The sequence below is a fragment of the Catenulispora pinistramenti genome (assembly GCF_018274385.1).
Classification (GTDB): domain Bacteria; phylum Actinomycetota; class Actinomycetes; order Streptomycetales; family Catenulisporaceae; genus Catenulispora; species Catenulispora pinistramenti.
The window spans coordinates 1-18,659 of record NZ_JAAFYZ010000144.1; the positions used below are offsets into that span (position 1 = coordinate 1).

16 protein-coding genes are annotated in these 18,659 nt (G+C 70.7%); 10 read left to right on the plus strand and 6 right to left on the minus strand.

The window, feature by feature from the left end; all coding sequences use genetic code 11:
- Positions 1-478: 478 nt before the first annotated feature.
- Entirely contained in the window at positions 479-1,747 is a 1,269-nt protein-coding gene (locus tag KGQ19_RS32195) for a chitinase (RefSeq protein WP_212016226.1), read from the minus strand.
- 274 nt (positions 1,748-2,021) lie between these two features.
- On the opposite strand from KGQ19_RS32195, the gene KGQ19_RS32200 reads away from it, so the two are divergent.
- From KGQ19_RS32200 to sigJ, 4 genes are all read left to right on the plus strand, one after another.
- Positions 2,022-3,323: a chitinase gene (locus KGQ19_RS32200; RefSeq protein WP_212016228.1), complete on the plus strand. Its 1,302-nt coding sequence runs from the start codon at positions 2,022-2,024 to the stop codon at positions 3,321-3,323.
- Between the two features lie 121 nt (positions 3,324-3,444).
- Positions 3,445-3,852 (plus strand): hypothetical protein, encoded by a 408-nt coding sequence (locus KGQ19_RS32205; protein WP_212016230.1) that lies wholly within the window; start codon positions 3,445-3,447, stop codon positions 3,850-3,852.
- Between the two features lie 85 nt (positions 3,853-3,937).
- The gene (locus KGQ19_RS50210) at positions 3,938-4,531 is read left to right on the plus strand and encodes a carboxymuconolactone decarboxylase family protein (RefSeq protein ID WP_230419782.1); all 594 of its coding nucleotides are present in this window, start codon (positions 3,938-3,940) and stop codon (positions 4,529-4,531) included.
- A gap of 86 nt (positions 4,532-4,617) precedes the next feature.
- Positions 4,618-5,436: an RNA polymerase sigma factor SigJ gene (sigJ, locus tag KGQ19_RS50215; protein WP_438801887.1), complete on the plus strand. Its 819-nt coding sequence runs from the start codon at positions 4,618-4,620 to the stop codon at positions 5,434-5,436.
- Between the two features lie 25 nt (positions 5,437-5,461).
- Here the strand turns inward: sigJ and KGQ19_RS32215 are convergent, their stop codons facing one another.
- The 5 genes from KGQ19_RS32215 to KGQ19_RS32235 all read right to left on the minus strand — a co-directional run bounded on the left by KGQ19_RS32215 (position 5,462) and on the right by KGQ19_RS32235 (position 9,587).
- Positions 5,462-6,172, minus strand: coding sequence for a DUF1275 family protein (locus KGQ19_RS32215; protein WP_212016234.1), 711 nt, complete (start codon positions 6,170-6,172; stop codon positions 5,462-5,464).
- 129 nt (positions 6,173-6,301) lie between these two features.
- Positions 6,302-7,318, minus strand: a complete 1,017-nt coding sequence (locus KGQ19_RS32220; RefSeq protein ID WP_212016235.1) for a hypothetical protein — start codon at positions 7,316-7,318, stop codon at positions 6,302-6,304.
- Positions 7,297-7,953 carry an MBL fold metallo-hydrolase gene (locus KGQ19_RS32225; RefSeq protein WP_212016237.1) on the minus strand — a complete coding sequence of 219 codons (657 nt, stop codon included), beginning with the start codon at positions 7,951-7,953 and terminating at the stop codon, positions 7,297-7,299. Before KGQ19_RS32225 ends, KGQ19_RS32220 begins: the two co-directional genes overlap by 22 nt.
- Positions 7,954-8,119: 166 nt before the next feature.
- Positions 8,120-8,728, minus strand: a complete 609-nt coding sequence (locus KGQ19_RS32230; protein ID WP_212016239.1) for an MBL fold metallo-hydrolase — start codon at positions 8,726-8,728, stop codon at positions 8,120-8,122.
- An 88-nt stretch (positions 8,729-8,816) separates the two neighbouring features.
- Entirely contained in the window at positions 8,817-9,587 is a 771-nt protein-coding gene (locus KGQ19_RS32235; RefSeq protein WP_212016241.1) for a maleylpyruvate isomerase family mycothiol-dependent enzyme, read from the minus strand.
- Positions 9,588-9,737: 150 nt separating this feature from the next.
- Between KGQ19_RS32235 and uvrA the strand changes: the two genes are divergently transcribed.
- From uvrA to KGQ19_RS32265, 6 genes are all read left to right on the plus strand, one after another.
- Positions 9,738-12,827 (plus strand): excinuclease ABC subunit UvrA, encoded by a 3,090-nt coding sequence (uvrA, locus tag KGQ19_RS32240; protein WP_212016243.1) that lies wholly within the window; start codon positions 9,738-9,740, stop codon positions 12,825-12,827.
- 140 nt (positions 12,828-12,967) lie between these two features.
- A complete protein-coding gene (locus KGQ19_RS32245) occupies positions 12,968-13,420 on the plus strand; it encodes a Rieske (2Fe-2S) protein (RefSeq protein ID WP_212016245.1) in 453 nt (150 codons plus the stop codon).
- A 189-nt stretch (positions 13,421-13,609) separates the two neighbouring features.
- Positions 13,610-14,185, plus strand: coding sequence for a hypothetical protein (locus KGQ19_RS32250; RefSeq protein WP_212016247.1), 576 nt, complete (start codon positions 13,610-13,612; stop codon positions 14,183-14,185).
- Between the two features lie 86 nt (positions 14,186-14,271).
- Complete coding sequence (gene uvrC, locus KGQ19_RS32255) at positions 14,272-16,263, plus strand: excinuclease ABC subunit UvrC (RefSeq protein WP_212016249.1); 1,992 nt, start codon at positions 14,272-14,274, stop codon at positions 16,261-16,263.
- A gap of 5 nt (positions 16,264-16,268) precedes the next feature.
- Positions 16,269-17,246 (plus strand): RNase adapter RapZ, encoded by a 978-nt coding sequence (gene rapZ, locus KGQ19_RS32260; RefSeq protein WP_212016251.1) that lies wholly within the window; start codon positions 16,269-16,271, stop codon positions 17,244-17,246.
- A 116-nt stretch (positions 17,247-17,362) separates the two neighbouring features.
- Positions 17,363-18,538: a gluconeogenesis factor YvcK family protein gene (locus tag KGQ19_RS32265; protein WP_230419784.1), complete on the plus strand. Its 1,176-nt coding sequence runs from the start codon at positions 17,363-17,365 to the stop codon at positions 18,536-18,538.
- The last annotated feature ends 121 nt before the right edge of the window (positions 18,539-18,659 follow it).

An 18,659-nucleotide genomic window follows, 5' to 3' on the forward strand; every position in this document is an offset into this window, starting at 1 on the left:
GCTGACGACGCGACCGAGGGGAACGGACCGCACCACCTCACAAACCGCAGCCGCTGAGACTAGATCGGCCACCCGAGGGAACCGCGCTAGTTTCCCTGAGGTTGCCGAGGCCCGCCGGAGGCCCGGCTCTTCACCATCGCCTTTGACTTCGATCTTGCTCTTGATCTTGCCTGTGCTCTTGATCTTGCCCTTGCCCGGACTTGCTGGAGTTGAAGAGGCCTGAGGTGAGGCGGGATTGTGAACGCGCGAACTGGCAGCCGATAGACAGACTCGCCGACCCGAACCCCGAACCGGCACAACTATGACCGAAGGCCGTAAAAAGCTTCTAAAACCCACAGACTGGCAGTAACTCGGCCAGCAAACTCCAGCCCCTCCCAAAAAAAGCTCTGCCCCCGAACAGCCCCAACCAACACAGCCTGATGCCCCGCAGCGGGGTCAGCGTGCGGGGCATCAGGGATCTGGAAGGTGGCTCAGGACGTCAGCAGGGCCCGTCGTCCGTCCACACCCCGGCCGGACCGCCGGGGATGTCGGCCTGCGTCCACCACTTGGCCGTCCACTGGTGGCCGCTGTACGAGACCACCGCGCCGCCGTTGTAGGCGGTCGATGAACTCCATGCCGCCGCGGTGCATGTCCCGCCGCCACCGGAGGAGGTGGAGGTGGTCGGCGGCGTCGTGGTCGGCGTGCTGGAGGTCGGTGGCGGGGGCGGGACCGCGGCGCCGGCGAATTGCGCCGTGTACTTCGTGAAGTCCCAGTCGTTCTGCGGGACCGAGGAGCAGCTGCCGGAGAGTGTGCCGTTGTTGTCCGGCGGGCTGCATTGCCGGTCGCGGTTCACCGACCAGTATGTGTAGCGGGCCAGACCGTGGCTGGTGGCGTAGTTCAGCACGGTCTGGAAGTCCGCCTGGTAGAAGAACTCCGCGGAGTCGGTGCGGCCGTTCATCATCGACACGCCCTCGTGCTGGTAGGCGGTCGTGGAGTCCCAGCCCATGTGGGTCTCCAGCAGGCCGTGGAAGGCCTCCAGGGCTGAGACCTGGGAGGCCGCGCCGCTGAAGCCGCCGTCGAAGGGCATGATGGAGAAGTTGTTCGGCGTGAATCCGATCGAGTGTGCCTGGTCCAGCAGTTGGGTGCCGAACCAGCCGGTGCCGGCGCTGGTGCCGGGCATCGTGACCGAGACGTACAGACCCGGGTTGTTCTGTTGCAGGGTCTGCGCCGCGCCGAGTTCGTTGGCGATGGCCGCGGTGTTCTCGTACTCGGGCTCTTCGAGGTCAAAGTCGATGGCGTGCAGCTGGTAGGTGCTGATCACCTGCTGGTAGGCCGCCGCGGTGGCCGCGACGCTGCCGCAGGTCTGGCCCAGCTTGGTGCCGCCGTAGCCGCCGACCGAGACCGAGACGTCGCCGCCCTTGTTCCGGATCGTGCTGATGACTGACGGGATGGTGGTGTCCGAGCTGATCGGGCTGGTGCCGCCCCAGGTCGGCGTGCAGCCGCCGCCGTTGGGCGCCAGGATGAAGGCCAGCTGGAAGGCCTTCTGGCCGGTCGCGTCCATCACCGTCGAGATGTCCGGCGGCGAGTTGTCCTCGGGCATCAGATATGGAGCCGAGGCGTACCAGGTGCTGCTGAGCGCGGCCGGGGCGGCGCCGGCCGGGCTCGGGGCGGCGTTGCCGGTGGCGGCCAACGCCATGGTGGTGCCGGCGGCGATTGCCAGGGCCGCTGTGGGGACGACCAATCGCCGTTTCAGACTCGCGGTTGCCATAGGGCCTCCGAACGTGGCGGGGGAGGGAGGGAAAGCAGGCTCCTGCAGGTGCGAATCATGATTGGACTAGACCAGCTCCCCGTCAAGGGGTACGGGTAAAGGCCCGGCAAATAAGGGTCAAGATGCGGTGATCGCTTGGTTGACCTGCGGGAAAAGATCAATGGTTTAGACCCTTGACATCGGCGAGTGGTCTAATCCACTTTGTGTGTCAGGGCGATTACACCGCCCCTCACTGTCACCTTCCTGCCCCCACACGGAAAGGTACGACCCTCCCATGACGACTCCAGCCCAGGGCCGCCGCCGCTTGGCGGTGCGCTCCGGCGCCCTTCTCGTCGCGGCGATAGCCGCGACCGCGACGGCGCTCGCGGCCAGCGCCTCGGCCGCGCCGACCAAGGCCGCGGCCGGCGCCAGCGTGTACTCGGTGGCCCCGTACGTCGACATGTCCAACGGCCAGGAACCGGTCCTGGACACCGCGATCACCGGGCACGGCCTGAAGGCCTACACCGCGGCCTTCGTCATCGGCGTCGGCTGCAACCAGGAGTGGGGCGACACGCTCCCGGTCGGCAACGACTCCTATACGGACCCTGAGATCGCCCGCGCCAAGTCCGAGGGCGCCTCGGTCATCATCTCCTCCGGCGGCGCCGCCGGCGAGGCGCTGGCCTGGACCTGTACCGACCAGTCCGCGATCCAGGCCGGCTACCAGGCGATCATCAGCGACTACGGGGTGAACCAGCTCGACTTCGACGTCGAGGGCGCCGCGGTCGCCGACCAGACCTCGGCCACCCGGAACTTCACCGCGATGAAGGCGCTGCAGGCCGCCAACCCGGGCCTGCAGTTCTCGATGACGCTGCCGGTGCTGCCCTCGGGCCTGACCCAGGACGGCGTCAACATCCTGCAGTCGGCCAAGAACGTCGGCGTGAAGATCAACGTGGTCAACATCATGACCATGGACTACTACCAGGGCCAGCAGGACATGGGCGCGGCGGCGATCCAGGCCGCGCAGAGCACGCTGGCGCAGATGCAGTCCGTGGACCCCAGCTACACCTACGCCAACCTCGGCATCACCCCGATGATCGGGGTCAACGACGACGGCTCGGTGTTCACCACGGCCAACGCCGCGACGGTCGAGCAGTTCGCGGCCTCCAACGGCGTCGGACGGCTGGCGTACTGGTCGATCGACCGGGACCAGCCGTGCGGCGCCAGCGGCAGCGGTATCAAGCCCGCGGCTTCGTCGACCTGCTCAGGGGTCGGCGACGCGAAGCTGGCCTTCGCTGACGCCTTCGTGCCCTACACCGGCAGCGGTGGCGGGAGCGGCGGGACCACCGGCGGGACCACGGGTGGAACGACGGGTGGAACCACCGGCGGCACCACCGGCGGTACTACCGGCGGCGCCACCGGCGGATCGACCGGCGGCAGCGGCTGCTCGGCGTCGGCCTGGAGCTCGACGTCGTCGTACGTGCCCGGTGACGTGGTGTCGTACAACGGGCACCAGTACACCGCGACGTACTACTCGACCGGTGTGACGCCTGGTTCGGCGATCGCCTGGAACATCTGGAAGGACGACGGCGCCTGCTGATCCGGCGCTGTCTTTGACGGCCGCCGCCGCTCGGTCTGGGTTACGCCGGGCGGCGGCGGCTTCGTCGCGGTGGCTTTATCGCGGTGCCCGGGCTGGCGCGCGCCGGATAGCGTGCTCGCTCATGCTGGAGATTCCGGACGGCAACTGGTGGGACTGGGACGTCGTCGCTTGGGACGGCGCCAGGTTCGTGCTCGGATCCAATTACGACCTGAGTTACAGCCACAGTCTGGAGCTGGTGTTCACCGACCCCGTGTACGTCCAGTGCCCGGCCCTCTTCCACGACCCGGTGTTCCGCGAGCCGACGCCGCAGGAGGAGCGGCTCGTGCGGCGGACCGGCGAGCCGTTCCCGGTCCTGGTCGCCTTTGAGGCCGAGGGCGGATGCGCGCCGATGACCGGGTTGATCGCGGCCGGCGGCCTGCAGATCCTCACCGGAACCGTACTGCGCTACTGGCGCGACGACGCCGACATGGAGCCGGGGTGGCGCCGTGCGCCGTGGGTGACCCCGCCTGCGTCGTCCCCGAGTCCGTGACCAGGCGTTGGTCACACGCGACCGGCCGCCGGTGTCTGCATGTCGAGCCAATGGCGAAGCCGACTACAGACACCTGGAGGGCGAGATGACCAGTGCGATGCGAGTCCCCGCGGCCGAGATCACCGGCGTTTACGGGGCCCTGGTGAAGATGATGACCCGCCGGATGCTCGGGCGGGTGCCGGACTCGGTGGGGGTGTTGTGGCAGCAGCCGAAGGTGTTCAAGGCGCTGATGGGGTTCGGGCGGAAGGTCGACAAGTGGGATCGGTTGGCCGAGCCGCTGGCGACGTACGCGACGATGGCCGCGGTGGCGCGCGTCGGGTGCTCCTTCTGCCTGGACTTCGGGTACTTCATGGCGCACAGCCGGCAGCTGGACGAGGCCAAGGTGCGCCAGGTGCCGCGCTGGCGGGAGTCCGACGTGTTCAGCACGCTGGAGTGCCAGGTGATGGCCTACGCGGAGGCGATGAGCCAGACGCCGCCGACGCTCACCGACGAGCTGTCGGCCGCGCTGCTGGAGCAGCTGGGGCCGACGGCGATGGTGGAGCTGGCGGCGCGGGTCGCGGCGGCGAACATGACCGCGCGGGCGAACATCGCCCTGGGGATCCGGTCGCAGGAGTTCTCGGCGGCGTGCGGCCTGCCGCCGCTGGCCACGCCGTCGCAGGACGTAGCCTCGGCGTCGTGACCATCGGCACCGTGAGCCGCGGCGCCGCGGGCGGGCCGGATCCGTTCGTGGCGCATCGCAGCCTGCTGTTCACCGTCGCCTACGAAATGCTCGGCTCGGCCGCCGACGCCGAGGACGTGGTGCAGGAGACCTGGCTGCGCTGGGCCGACGTGGACGCCGGGCTGCGGGCCGCGGTGGCGGACCCGCGTGCGTACCTGGTGCGGATAGTGACGCGGCTGGCGCTGAACCGGCTGCGCACGGTGGCCCGGCGGCGTGAGGAGTACTTCGGGTCCTGGCTTCCGGAGCCGCTGCTGACCAGCCCGGACGTGGCGCAGGACGTGGAGCTGGCCGAGAGCGTGTCGGTCGCGATGCTGACGGTGCTGGAGACGCTGAAGCCGGTCGAGCGTGCGGTGTTCGTGCTGCGGGAGGTGTTCGACACGCCGTATGAGGAGATCGCCCGGGCGCTCGGCAAGACGCCGGTGTCGGTGCGGCAGACCGCGAAGCGGGCCCGGGGCCACGTCGCGGCGCGGCGGCCGCGGATGCGGGTGGACCGGGAGGAGCAGCGGCGGGTCGTCGAACGCTTCCTCGCGGCGCTGGCAGGCGGCGATCTGCGGGCGCTGCTGGAGGTGCTGGCGCCGGACGTGGTGGTGGTCGCCGACGGCGGCGGGGTGGTGGCGACGGTGCGGCATCCGGTGGTGGGGGCTCAGGACGCGGCGGCGTATCTGGTGGCGGCGGCCCAGTGGGCGGGGGAGCGCTTCTCGGTGGGGACGGTGTGGCTGAACGGGGCGCCCGCGGCGCGGATCGAGGTGGACGTGACGACGGCGCTGAGTTTCGTGGTCGAGGACGGGCTGATCAGCCGGATCTACGCGGTGCGCAATCCGGCGAAACTGGGGCGGTTGGGCGCGGTGGTGGATTTGGCGCGGTAGGCGCCGGCGAAGTCTTTCGACACTGTCAGGACTCTGTGGCGCTCAGCCGCCCGTGCCGGTCCCACCACACCGCGAGCGCGGCCAGCCCCGCGGCGATCGCGGCCACGCCGTGCACCGTCCCGATCGACCAGCTCAGCCCGGCCGCCGCGCCGCCCCAGGCCCCGATGGTGTAGGCGGCCCAGACCAGCGTCAGCAGCATGATGCCCTGGCGCGCGCGGCGCCCCGGCGCCTCGGCGAAGGTGGAGATCAGCGTCACCAGCGTGCCGGTGAGCGTGGTGGTCGACACGCCGCGCATCGCGATCCCGGCCGCGTACACGCTCTGCACCCCCATCGCGGCGGCCGCGATCCCGAGCCGCAACTCGCGCGGGGTGGGGCCCAGCACCGCCACCGACCCGAGCAGCAGCGCCTCGACGGCCAGCAGGATCCACGGCGCCCGCCCGTCGCCGGTGCGGTGCGTGCGGCGCAGCGGCGGCACCGACACCGCGACCCCGACGCAGAACCCGAACAGCGAGGCCAGCGGCCCGTAGGTGTCGGGCTCGGCGGTGACCCCGGCGTGGTGCGCGCCGGGCACCCACCGCTCGGCGATCTGCACCGCGAGGAACACCGCGTTCCCGGTCTGGTTCGCGACGAACACCGACCCGGAGCGCACATAGGCGACCGAGTCCACCCAGCCCGCGATCGCGGTGAGCAGCACTATCAACCCCGCGGTGCCGTGCACCCTCCGCTTTCGCGCCACGGGAATACAGAATGGCCCGGGGACCGGCGCGGCCGGTGCAGGCGCGCCCGGACCCGCACAACGTCACGCCGGTCGCCTCCGCCGCCGGGCGGAACAACCCCAGCCCGAGCCCGGCCCGATGACGGCGAGCTAGTCGCAGCTCCCGGCCGCGTCCCGCGCCAGCTCGATCATGGAGCGCATGACGGGGACCGGGATGCTGGCGTTGCCCGCGGCGTTTGTCGCGAGGCGTTCCTCCAGGAGCAGGGGGACGAGCGCTGCCGGGGAGATGCGCGGATCGCGAGCCGCTTCGAGGCGGACGACGAATTCCGGGTCCGCCGCGAACCGGTCGACCAACTCAGGGGTCGAAGCCTCGTCGGCGAGTGCGAGCAGGCGCCAGTGCGGGTCGGGGTCGTCGGCGTACTTGAGGAGGCCGGTCGTGGGGAAGTTCGGGTGATTGCGCGGGCGTCCCGGGAACGAGAAGCTGCCGGACCACCAACCCCACACGCCGAGGAGGACCTCTGCGGGGGTGTCGTCGCAGGACTCGGATAAGAAGAGGTGCACGACGCGGTCTTCATCATGCGCGAGGCGGTTCACGACATCGGGAGGCAGGTGAGGGGCCCGCGCGACGCCGCGCCGGATCAGCGGGTTGGGATGGGCGGCCAGCTGGCGCATGGCGTCGGGGTCGTCGTGGAGTGCGGCGACCCACGGCAGGGCGGAGCTGTGAGCCTCGGGCGGGATGTGCTCTTCCGCGTCGGCCCACTGCGCGATTTGCGCGGGGGACGCCGATATGGCCTCGGGGCGGGCCAGTCCGAGAAAGCCGTCGCGATTCTCCTCGGCCAGGCCGCGGGCGGCGCGGTCGGGGAAGGTGTCGATCAGGCGGTCCCACTGCTCGGCGGTCATGTGCCCCGTCTCCACCAACAGCATCCTGACTTTCCGCTCGGGATGGTTGATGGCGGCCTCGGTGACGACGTCCCGGCGTTCGCGGTTGTGGATGTAGCTCGTCCGATGCCAATCCTCTGCGGGGTTGTCGAAGAGCTCGAGTACCAGCTCATCCGGCGCACTCGTGTTGGAGGCCAGCCCGAGCAGCCAATCCACCCGCGCCTTCCCGCTCGCCGCCGCCAGCGCGCCCCACGGGTCCTCGGCGGCTACCAACCCCGCGTCCGCCACTCCGCCAGCTGCGGACGCTCCGCGCCCAGCGTCGTGTCCTTCCCGTGGCCGGGGTAGACCCAGGTCTCGTCGGGGAGGCGGTCGAAGATCTTCGTCTTGACGCCTTCGTAGAGCGAGTCGAACGCCGCGCTGTCGCCGAACGTGCCGCCGACGCCGCCGGGGAACAGACAGTCGCCGGTGAACAGGTGCGGGGTGCCGGTGGGGTCGCGGTAGAGGAGGGCGATGCTGCCGGGGGTGTGGCCGACCAGGTGGATGGCGGTGAGTTCGAGGCCGGCGAAGCGCAGGACGTCGCCGTCGTCGACCGGGACCGTGGTGGCGACCGGGATGCCCTCGGCGTCGGCGCGGCCGGCGTAGGTGGGGGCGCCGGTGGCGGCGACGACTTCGGACAGGGCCTGCCAGTGGTCGCCGTGGCGGTGGGTGGTGATGACGGCTTGCAGGCCTTCGGGGGCCAGGGCCAGCAGGGTCGCCGGTTCGTTGGCCGCGTCGATCAGGACCTGGGTGCCGGTGGCCTTGTCGCGCAGGAGGTAGGCGTTGTTGTCCATGGGGCCCACCGAGACCTTGGTGATGGTCAGCTCGGGGAGGTCGCGGACGGCGGGCGGGCCGCCCTGGGTGACTTCGCCGGTGTAGTCGGGCATGGAGATCTCAACCTTTCGATGGAGTGCCGATGGAGCAGTGGCAGGCCCGGCGGTCGGTGCTGACCGCCGGGCGGAGTCGCGGAGTCGCGGAGTCGCGGAGTCGCGGAGTCGCGGAGTCGCGGAGTCGCGAAGTCGGGCGAGCGGTTTTGCGGACGGCGAGGGGTGGCTAAACCCCCAACCCGGCCCGCTCCGCCCCCAGCGTCGAGTCGTTCCCGCGCGCCGGATACACCCACGTCTCGTCGGGCAGCCCGGCCAGCGCCCCGGTCAGCAGCTCGCCCGGGGCCGGTCCGTGCGGCTCGGACCCCGACAGGCAGTCGCCGGTGAACAGGTGCGGGTGCCCCTTCGGGTCGTCGTACAGCAGCGCCACCGCGCCGGGGGCGTCGCCGGCCAGGTGCATCGCGGTCAGCAGGGAGCGCCCGAGCCGGATCTCGTCCCCGTCCAGCAGGGGTACGGCGGTCGGGACGTCGATCGCGCCCGCGTCGTAGGCGCCGGCCATCGTCACCGCGCCGGTGGCGGCCGCCACCTCGGCCAGCGCGCGCCAGTGGTCGCGGTGCCGGTGGGTGGTGACGACCGCCGCCAGCGAGCCGTTGACCAGCTGGATCAGCGCCGGCGCGTCGTCGGCGGCGTCGATGAGCACCTGCTCGCCGCTGTCCCGGTCGCGCAGCAGATAGCAGTTGGCCGCCTTCGGGCCGACCGCGATCTTGGTGACGATCAGCTGCGCGAGTTCGTGCACGGCCGGTGGGCCGCCGACGTGGACGATGCCGTGGTAAGTCATCTCGGGCGCTCCTTTCAGACCTTCTGCTCTCGCCCCCGGCGGGCCGGGCCTTTCAGCCTCAGCCCCGGCTCCAGCCTCTGCCTCTGCCTCAGCCCCAGGACGGCAGCTTCGGCAGCGGCCCGCGGCCACCGGCCGGGATCACCGCGACCAGCCCGTCCCCGGAGGCCCGGCCGAGCAGCCAGCCCAGCAGCGCCCGCTTCGGCCCGCGCACCACGACCACGGCCTTGTCCTCGGAAACGGCCTTCACCCCGTAGACCGTGTCCTCCTCCTCGACGTCCAGCCGCAGGGGTGGGAAGTCCTCGCGGCCGCTGAAGCGCTCCAGGGCATTGGCGAACCAGTCGTCGGTGAACGAGTCCGACCAGTGCGCCGGGGTGAAGTCCGCGTCCAGGTCCACGTGGTGGATCAGCAGCTCGCCGAGCCGCTTGGCCGGCACCTCGTAGGCCTGGATGGGCTCGGCCCCGACGGTCCGGTACACCAGGGTGTCCCAGTGGCCGGCGGCCTGCGCGCCGGCGAAGGCCTCGGCGAAGCGCCCGGCGGACTCCCGCAGGTCGGCCAGGTGCTCGGCGGCCGGCCGGGAAGCGCCGGCCTCGATGTCGGCGTTGCGCTTGTCGTTGGATTCGTACATCGGCGTGACCTCACCGGTCGCCGCACTGTTGAGCAGGTTGGACAAGCCGTCGGCGTTGCGGGCGATGTGCGTCAGTACGTGCCCCCGGGTCCAGCCGTCGCACAGCGAGGGCTGGCGCAACTCCTCGTCGGTGAGTTCGGCGACGGTGGTCAGCAGGTGCGCGGTGGCCTCGGTGATCTGCTCGAGGTCCGCGGCGGCGTCGAAGGAGGCGGGGATGGTGGGTGATTCGGTCACAGCGGTAACTCTTCCGTACCGGCCGCCCCTGTGCCACACAGATGACGCTGTTGACCGCATGTCGGATTCGGCGCGAGCGCCGGAAACCGGAACTTGTCAGAGCCCCCGTCTAGCATCAGTGCGAGTCATGTCTTCAGGAAGGTTTCACTAGTGGATCGGCTGATCGTCCGCGGCGCGCGGGAGCACAACCTCAAGGACGTCTCGGTGGATCTCCCCAGAGACGCCCTCATCGTGTTCACCGGCTTGTCCGGTTCGGGCAAGTCCTCCCTGGCGTTCGACACGATCTTCGCCGAGGGCCAGCGGCGATACGTGGAGTCGCTGTCGGCGTACGCCCGCCAGTTCCTCGGGCAGATGGACAAGCCCGACGTCGACTTCATCGAGGGGCTGTCCCCGGCGGTGTCGATCGACCAGAAGTCGACCTCGAAGAACCCGCGCTCGACCGTGGGCACCATCACCGAGGTGTACGACTACCTGCGCCTGCTCTACGCCCGCGCCGGCCGCCCGCACTGCCCGGTCTGCGGCCGCCCGATCGCCCGGCAGAGCCCGCAGCAGATCGTGGACCGGGTGCTGGAGTTGGAGGAGGGCACCCGCTTCCAGGTCCTGGCCCCGGTGGTGCGCGAGCGCAAGGGCGAGTACGTCGACCTGTTCGCCGAGCTCCAGACCAAGGGGTTCAGCCGGGCCCGGGTGGACGGCGTCGTGGTGCAGCTGACCGAGGCGCCGACGCTGAAGAAGCAGGAGAAGCACACCATCGAGGTGGTGGTGGACCGGCTGTCGGTCAAGGCCAGCGCCAAGCGCCGGCTCACCGACTCGGTGGAGACCGCGCTCCAGCTCGGCGGCGGCATGATCACGCTGGAGTTCGTCGACCTGGCCGAGGACGACCCGAACCGCGAGCGCATGTACTCCGAGCATCTGTACTGCGTCTACGACGACCTGTCCTTCGAGGAGCTGGAGCCGCGCTCCTTCTCCTTCAACTCCCCCTTCGGCGCCTGCCCGACCTGCTCGGGCCTGGGTGTGAAGCTGGAGGTGGACACCGAGCTGGTGATCCCGGACCCGGACAAGAGCCTGGCCGCCGGCGCGATCACGGTCTGGCAGACCGCGGGCATGGGCGCCAGCTGGTGGGGCCACATCCTGAACTCGCTGGGCCAGGAGATCGGCTTCGACGTCCACAGCCCGTGGCGGCAGATCCCGGCCAAGGCCCAGAAGATCATCCTGGAGGGCTACAAGAAGAAGCTGACCGTCCGGTACACCAACCGGCACGGCTCCAAGCGCTCCTGGGAGGTCACCTACGAGGGCGTCAAGCCCTGGGTCACCCGGCGCTACGCCGAGGCGGACAGCGACAGCGCCCGCGAGCGCCTGGCCGGCTACATGCGCGAGGTGCCCTGCGAGGCGTGCGACGGCACCCGGCTCAAGCCGGTCATCCGCGCCGTCACCCTGGGCGGGGAGCGCACCGAGGGCGGCCGCTCGATCGACGAGATCTGCGCGCTGCCGGTCGGGGAGTGCGCGCAGTACCTGCGCGAGCTCATCCTCAGCGACCGCGAGGCGCAGATCGCCGCCCGGGTGCTCAAGGAGGTCAACGAGCGGCTGCAGTTCCTGGTCGACGTCGGCCTGGACTACCTGTCGCTGGACCGGGCCAGTGCCACCCTGGCCGGCGGCGAGGCCCAGCGGATCCGGCTGGCCACCCAGATCGGCTCGGGCCTGACCGGGGTGCTCTACGTGCTGGACGAGCCCTCGATCGGGCTGCACCAGCGGGACAACCACCGGCTGATCGAGACCCTGATCCGGCTGCGCGACCTGGGCAACACCCTGATCGTGGTGGAGCACGACGAGGACACCATCGCCATCGCCGACTGGGTGGTGGACATCGGCCCCGGCGCCGGCGAGCACGGCGGGCAGGTCGTGGTCTCCGGCACCGTGGAGGAGCTGCTGGCCTCGCCGGACTCGCTGACCGGCCAGTACGTCTCCGGACGGCGCCGGATCGAGATCCCCCAGATGCGGCGGCCGATCGACGCCAAGCGGCAGCTCGTGGTGCGCGGCGCGCGGGAGAACAACCTGCGCGACATCGACGTGGCCCTGCCGCTCGGGGTGTTCGTCGCGGTCACCGGCGTGTCCGGCTCCGGCAAGTCCACGCTGGTCAACGACATCCTGTACGCCACGCTGGCCCGCGAGCTGAACGGGGCGCGCACCGTGCCCGGCCGGCACACCCGGGTGGACGGCGTGGACCTGCTGGACAAGGTCGTGCACGTGGACCAGTCGCCGATCGGCCGTACCCCGCGCTCCAACCCGGCCACCTACACCGGCGTGTTCGACCACATCCGCAAGCTGTTCGCGAACACCACCGAGGCCAAGGTCCGCGGCTACCTGCCGGGCCGGTTCTCGTTCAACGTCAAGGGCGGCCGCTGCGAGAACTGCCAGGGCGACGGCACCATCAAGATCGAGATGAACTTCCTGCCGGACGTGTACGTGCCCTGCGAGGTCTGCCACGGCGCGCGCTACAACCGGGAGACGCTGGAGGTCCATTTCAAGGGCAAGAACATCGGCGAGGTCCTGGACATGCCGATCGAGCAGGCCGCGGAGTTCTTCGAGGCGGTCCCGGCGATCGCCCGGCACATGCAGACGCTGGTCGACGTCGGCCTGGGCTACGTGCGGCTGGGCCAGTCGGCGACCACGCTGTCCGGCGGCGAGGCCCAGCGGGTGAAGCTGGCCGCCGAGCTCAAGCGCCGGGCCACCGGCCGGACCGTCTACGTGCTGGACGAGCCGACCACCGGTCTGCACTTCGAGGACATCAACAAGCTGCTCGGGGTGCTCCAGCGGCTGGTCGACCAGGGCAACTCGGTGATCGTGATCGAGCACAACCTGGACGTCATCAAGACCGCCGACTGGCTGGTCGACATGGGCCCGGAGGGCGGCCGGGGCGGCGGCACGGTGGTCGCGCAGGGCACGCCGGAGGACGTGGCCAAGGTCGCGGACAGCTACACCGGACAGTTCCTGCTGCCGATCCTCACCGGAGAGGCGAACGCCGCGACAGCCGCGCTGACGGCGGCCCAGGCGCGCAAGCCGAAGGTGGCCCAGGCGATCGAGGCGGCGAAGCGGAGCAACGCGCCGAAGGCCGCCGCGGCGGCCGGCGCGAAGGCGGTCGCGGCGAAGAAGACCCCGGCCAAGACCCCGGCCAAGGCGCCGGCCGCCAAGAAGGCCCCGGCTGCTAAGAAGGCGCCGGCCAAGAAGGCCGCGGCGAAGAAGTAGAAGAAGTAGTAGTAGTACCGCGCACGCCCTGAGTGACAGGGCGATCCATTCGGGCCCGTGCCATTCGGCGCGGGCCCGGCGTGCTTTCTACCGGGGGCCTGCCGAGAGTTTGCCCAGACCGGCATGATGGACTACTACCCATGTCTGAAGATCTTGAGGTCGAGTCGGGGCCGGACCGCCGGTCCATCATGAAGGCCGCCGCCTTCGTCGTGGTGCCGGTGGCCGGCGTGGGCGCGGTCGCGGCCTGCGCGAGCAGCGGTGGTTCGTCGTCCAAGAGCGCGTCGTCCGTCAACGGCACGGTCACCGTGGCCTCCTCCTCGGTGCCGGTCGGCGGCGGGTTCGTCGACCAGAACAACAACATCGTGGTGACGCAGCCGACGACCGGGCAGTACAAGGCGTTCAGCGCCATCTGCACGCACCAGGGCTGCACGGTCGGCGGCGTGACGAACAACCGGATCGTCTGCCCCTGCCACGGCTCGGTCTTCAGCGCCACGGACGGCTCGGTGATCAACGGCCCGGCCACCCGGCCGCTCTCGCCGATGGACGCCGCGCTCAACGGGGCCAACGTGGACGTCACCAGCTCGGCGAAGTGACGCCCTGCCGCCCTATGCCCGGTCGCGCCGCACGGCCGGGCCCGGCGGCGACCATCGCCGCACCTAACAAAGAAACATCCTGACATTCCCCCTGATCGAGCGAACCCCCTCGTCTTCAGCGCCCCGGCGCGGGCACCGATACCCCTAGTGATCGTGCTCGCCGACCACCAGACAAGGGAGAACGCCACAGTGAGCATTCGCAGGTTCCGCAGGGTTTTCGCCGTCGGGATGACGTTGATCGGGGCGGCGCTGCTCGGCGCCGGGCCGGTGGCGGCGAGCGGCGGGCCGGGCGGGTCGTCGGCCGGCCCGGGCTCCGGCGCCGAACGCACCACCGCCACCAGCCCCACGCACAAGGACGCCGGCGCCGTCGCGGCCCCGATGGCCATCACCCTGTGCCACAGCTACGGCACCTACCTGGGCCTGGGCCTGCGCCGCGTCGCCGCCGGCAAGAACCTCCTGGTGGTCGAGGTCTGCGGCGACCCGGCCAAGCGCACCGTCAGCATGGTCCGCGACAGCTACCTCAAGGTGGACGGGCCGCAGGCCAGCAGCCTGCGCTTCCACTGGCGCTGGGCGGACAGCAAAGGCGCGGTCAGGGGCGGCGGGGACGACGACAACGGCGCCTTCGTCCTCGGCGCGCAGAGCGAGAACACCTTCGCCTGGCCCTACTCCCAGCCGGTCGCGCCGCTCGCGCCGGCCGCGCGCTGCGTCGTCGGTGTGCTGACCGAGGGCAGCACGCAGTTCGTCACCGAGCCGGTCTGCCTGTAGCCGGGCAACCAAGCCGCAAGGGAAGGGATGGCCGGGACATGCCCCGGCCATCCCTGCGTGTCCCCCCGGCCGCGTAGGCTTTCCCTGTGGCAGACCCGGCAACCTATCGCCCGAAGGCCGGCGAGATCCCGACCTCGCCTGGCGTCTACAAGTTCCGCGACCCGCACGGTCGGGTGATCTACGTCGGCAAGGCCAAGAACCTGCGCTCGCGGTTGACGAGCTACTTCCAGGACCTGGCCAACCTGCACGTCCGCACCCAGACCATGGTGACCACCGCGGCCAGCGTGGAGTGGACGACGGTCAGCACCGAGGTCGAGGCGCTCCAGCTGGAGTACACCTGGATCAAGCAGTTCGAGCCGCGGTTCAACGTCAAGTACCGGGACGACAAGTCCTATCCGAGCCTGGCCGTCACGGTCGGCGAGGAGTACCCCCGCGCGCAGGTCATGCGCGGTCCCAAGCGCACCGGCGTCCGGTACTTCGGCCCCTACTCCCACGCCTGGGCGATCCGCGAGACGCTGGACTCGCTGCTGCGCGTCTTCCCGATCCGCACCTGCTCCTCCGGCGTCTTCAAGCGCGCCGCGCAGACCGGCCGGCCGTGCCTGCTCGGCTACATCGGCAAATGCTCGGCGCCGTGCGTCGGCCGGGTCAGCGCCGAGGAGCACCGGGAGATCGTCGAGGATTTCGTCACCTTCATGGCCGGCCGCACCGACCGGTACATCAAGGGTCTGGAAGACGAGATGAAGCAGGCTGCCAAGGAGATGGAGTACGAGAAGGCGGCGCGGCTGCGCGACGACCTCCAGGCCCTGCGACAGACCCTGGAGAAGAACGCTGTCGTACTCGGCGACGGCACCGACGCCGACGTCATCGCGCTGGCCGAGGACCCGCTGGAGGCCGCGGTCCAGGTGTTCCACGTGCGCGGCGGCCGGATCCGCGGGCAGCGCGGCTGGGTCGTGGACCGGGTCGAGGACGTCGACACCGCCGGCCTGGTCGAGCACTTCATGCAGCAGCTCTACGGCTCCGAGCAGGGCGAGCAGGGCGTGGACACCGAGACCGTGCCGCGCGAGATCCTGGTCCCGGAGCTGCCCGGCAGCCTGGAGGCCATAACGCAGTGGCTGACCGACCGGCGCGGCGCCAAGGTCGAGGTCCGGGTCCCCAAGCGCGGGGACAAGGCCGCGCTGATGGAGACCGTCGCGCAGAACGCCAAGCAGTCCCTCGTGCTGCACAAGACCCGCCGGGCCTCGGACCTCACCACGCGCTCGGTGGCCTTGCAGGAACTGGCCGAGGCGATCGGCATGGACCAGGCCCCGCTGCGCATCGAGTGCTACGACATCTCCCACCTCCAGGGCACCAACGTGGTGGCCTCCATGGTGGTCTTCGAGGACGGCCTGCCGCGCAAGAGCGAATACCGCCGGTTCACGATCAAGGGCTCCGACGAGAACGGCGCCACCAACGACGACGTCCGCAACATGCACGAGGTGATCACCCGGCGCTTCAAGGCCTTCCTGAAGGAACAGGAGGAAGAGAAGCTGATCGACGAGACAACAGGGGAGCGCAAGAAGTTCGCCTACCCGCCCCAGCTGGTCGTGGTCGACGGCGGCCAGCCGCAGGTCGCGGCGGCCGCGCGGGCCCTGGCCGACCTGGAGATCAGCGACGTCACGCTGGTCGGGCTGGCCAAGCGGCTGGAGGAGGTCTGGCTGCCCGACGAGGACGACCCGGTCCTGCTCCCGCGCAGCTCGGAGGGCCTGTACCTGCTGCAGCGGGTCCGGGACGAGGCGCACCGCTTCGGCATCGCCTTCCACCGGCAGAAGCGCTCCAAGTCGATGGTGGCCAGCGCGCTGGACGATGTGCCGGGTCTGGGGGAGGTACGGCGCAAAGCGCTGTTGGCGCACTTCGGAACTTTGCGCAAACTGCGTGCTGCGCAAGTGGCAGAAATCGCCGAAGTCCCTGGTATCGGCCCTGCCACCGCCCGGCAGATCCACTCGGCGCTGGCAGAGCTTCCGGCAAGTCGTGCGGTGAACGCCGCAACAGGTGAGATCCTGGAGGGGGGAGAGAGCAGGATCAGGCCGGACGAGGAGTGACGGGCGTGAGGGAGAACAGACCGGGCGAGCAGGACGCGCAGCAGGAACCGGAGCAGGTCGAGACGGGGCCGCAGGCCCCCGCCGACGATGCCGACGGGTCCGAGGCGGCGCCGGACGGCCCGCATGCGCCGGAGCTGGTGATCGTCACCGGCATGTCCGGGGCCGGCCGCTCCACCGCAGCCAAGATTTTCGAAGACCTCGGCTGGTATGTCGTGGACAACCTGGCGCCGACGCTGATCGCGCCGATGGTGGACCTGGTGATGCGGGAGTCGCGCAGCACCGACCGGCTGGCGTTCGTGGTGGACGTGCGGGGCCGGGCCTTCTTCGACACCCTGCGCAGCACCCTGGACGAGCTGGACTCGGCCGGGCTGAACCACCGCATCGTGTTCCTGGAGTCCGACGACGACGTGCTGGTGCGCCGGTATGAGGGCGTGCGCCGGCCGCACCCGCTGCAGGGCGAGGGCCGGGTCACCGACGGGATCGAGCGCGAGCGGGAGCTGCTGCGCGAGCTGCGCGGCGAGGCCGACCTGGTGATCGACACCTCGGCGCGGAACGTGCACGAGCTGCGCACCGCGATCGAGTCCGCGTTCGGCGACTCCGACGACGTGCCGCTGCGGGCCACCGTGATGAGTTTCGGATTCAAGTACGGGCTGCCCGTCGACGCCGACCTCGTCGCGGATGTACGGTTCTTGCCAAACCCGCACTGGGTGCCCGAGCTCCGTCCGCGCACGGGTCAGGACCCTGAGGTGAGCGGGTACGTGCTGTCCCAGCACGGGGCCAAGGAGTTCCTGGACCGGTACGCGGAGGTACTGAACATCGTCACTGAGGGATACCGCCGCGAGGGCAAGCGTTACATGACCCTGGCGATCGGCTGCACGGGCGGCAAGCACCGCAGCGTCGCGATGTCCGAGCAGATCGCCGCGCGGCTGTCCGCCGAGGGCGTGGACACCGTGGTGGTGCACCGCGACATGGGTCGCGAGTGACGGCCGCTGATCGGGCGGCATCCAGGCGGGTCATAAAGAACGAGGTGGTTCCGACCATCTCGGGAAACCTGTTCCGGCCGGAGCCACCGGCTGCGCGGATGCAGACACCGGCACCGATGCACAGTGTCGGGGGAGTGGTCGGTGCTCCGGGCAGCCCGTTCGCGGTAGCGGCTTCGGGTGCTTCGTCCACTGATTCAGGTGCCCCGACCACTCAGGTGCCGATGGTCGGCGCCGCGGCCGCCGCGGCGAACTGGGCCGAGCCGGCCCTGGAGGACGCCCCGACCGTGGAGTTCAAGGCGTTCAACAACGCCTCCGACGGCCGCCCGGCGCCGCGTGTCGTCGCTCTGGGCGGCGGCCACGGCCTGTCCGCGACCCTGGCCGCGCTGCGCACCGTCACCGACTCCCTGACCGCCGTCGTCACCGTCGCCGACAACGGCGGTTCCTCCGGCCGCATCCGCCGCGAACTCGGCGGCCTGCCGCCCGGGGACCTGCGGATGGCGCTGGCCGCGCTGTGCGGCGACGACGAGTGGGGCCGCACCTGGGCCGACGTGCTGCAACACCGTTTCGGCGGACCGGCCGAGGGCGGGCTGCACGGCCACGCGGTCGGCAACCTGCTCATCGCCGCGCTGTGGGAACGGCTCGGCGATCCGGTGCGGGCCCTGGACTGGGTCGGGCGGCTGCTCGGCGCGCGGGGCCGGGTCCTGCCGATGTCGACGGTGCCGCTGGAGATCGAGGCGCTGGTGGCCGGCGCCGACCCGGCCGATCCCGGGGCCACCGGGGTGATCCGCGGCCAGCACGAGCTGGCGGTGACGCCGGGCCGGGTGCTGTCGGTGCGGCTGAGCCCGCCGGAGCCGCCGGCCGCGCCCGAGGCCGCGGCCGCGATCCGGGCCGCCGACTGGACGGTGCTGGGGCCGGGCTCCTGGTTCACCAGCGTCATCCCGCACCTGCTGGTGCCCGAGCTGTCGGCGGCGCTGGCCCAGACCTCCGCGCGCAAGCTGCTGGTCTTCAACCTGTCGCCGCAGCCGGGCGAGACGGACGGGTTCTCCGCCGAGCAGCACATTGAGGTGCTCGCCGACCACTGTCCGGGCCTGCGGCTGGATCTGGTGCTGGCCGACGAGATGTCGTGCGGGGCGCCGCGGGTGCACGGGCCGTTGGAGAAGGCGGCGGCCGCGCTCGGTGCGCGGGTGGTGCTGGCTCCGCTGGCCGCGCCTTATCGGGCCGGGGACAAGAGCCCTCGGCACGATCACGCTTTGCTGGCGCGGGCGTTCCGGGGCGTGTTCGCCGGGCACTGACCACCCTTCAGAGTGGCCTGACCGCTGATCACAGTGCCCTGACCACCCTTCACAGTGCCCTGACCGCTTATCAGAGTGCTCTGACCACTCTTCAGGGTGATTGTCACGGCGGAGGTGGCGC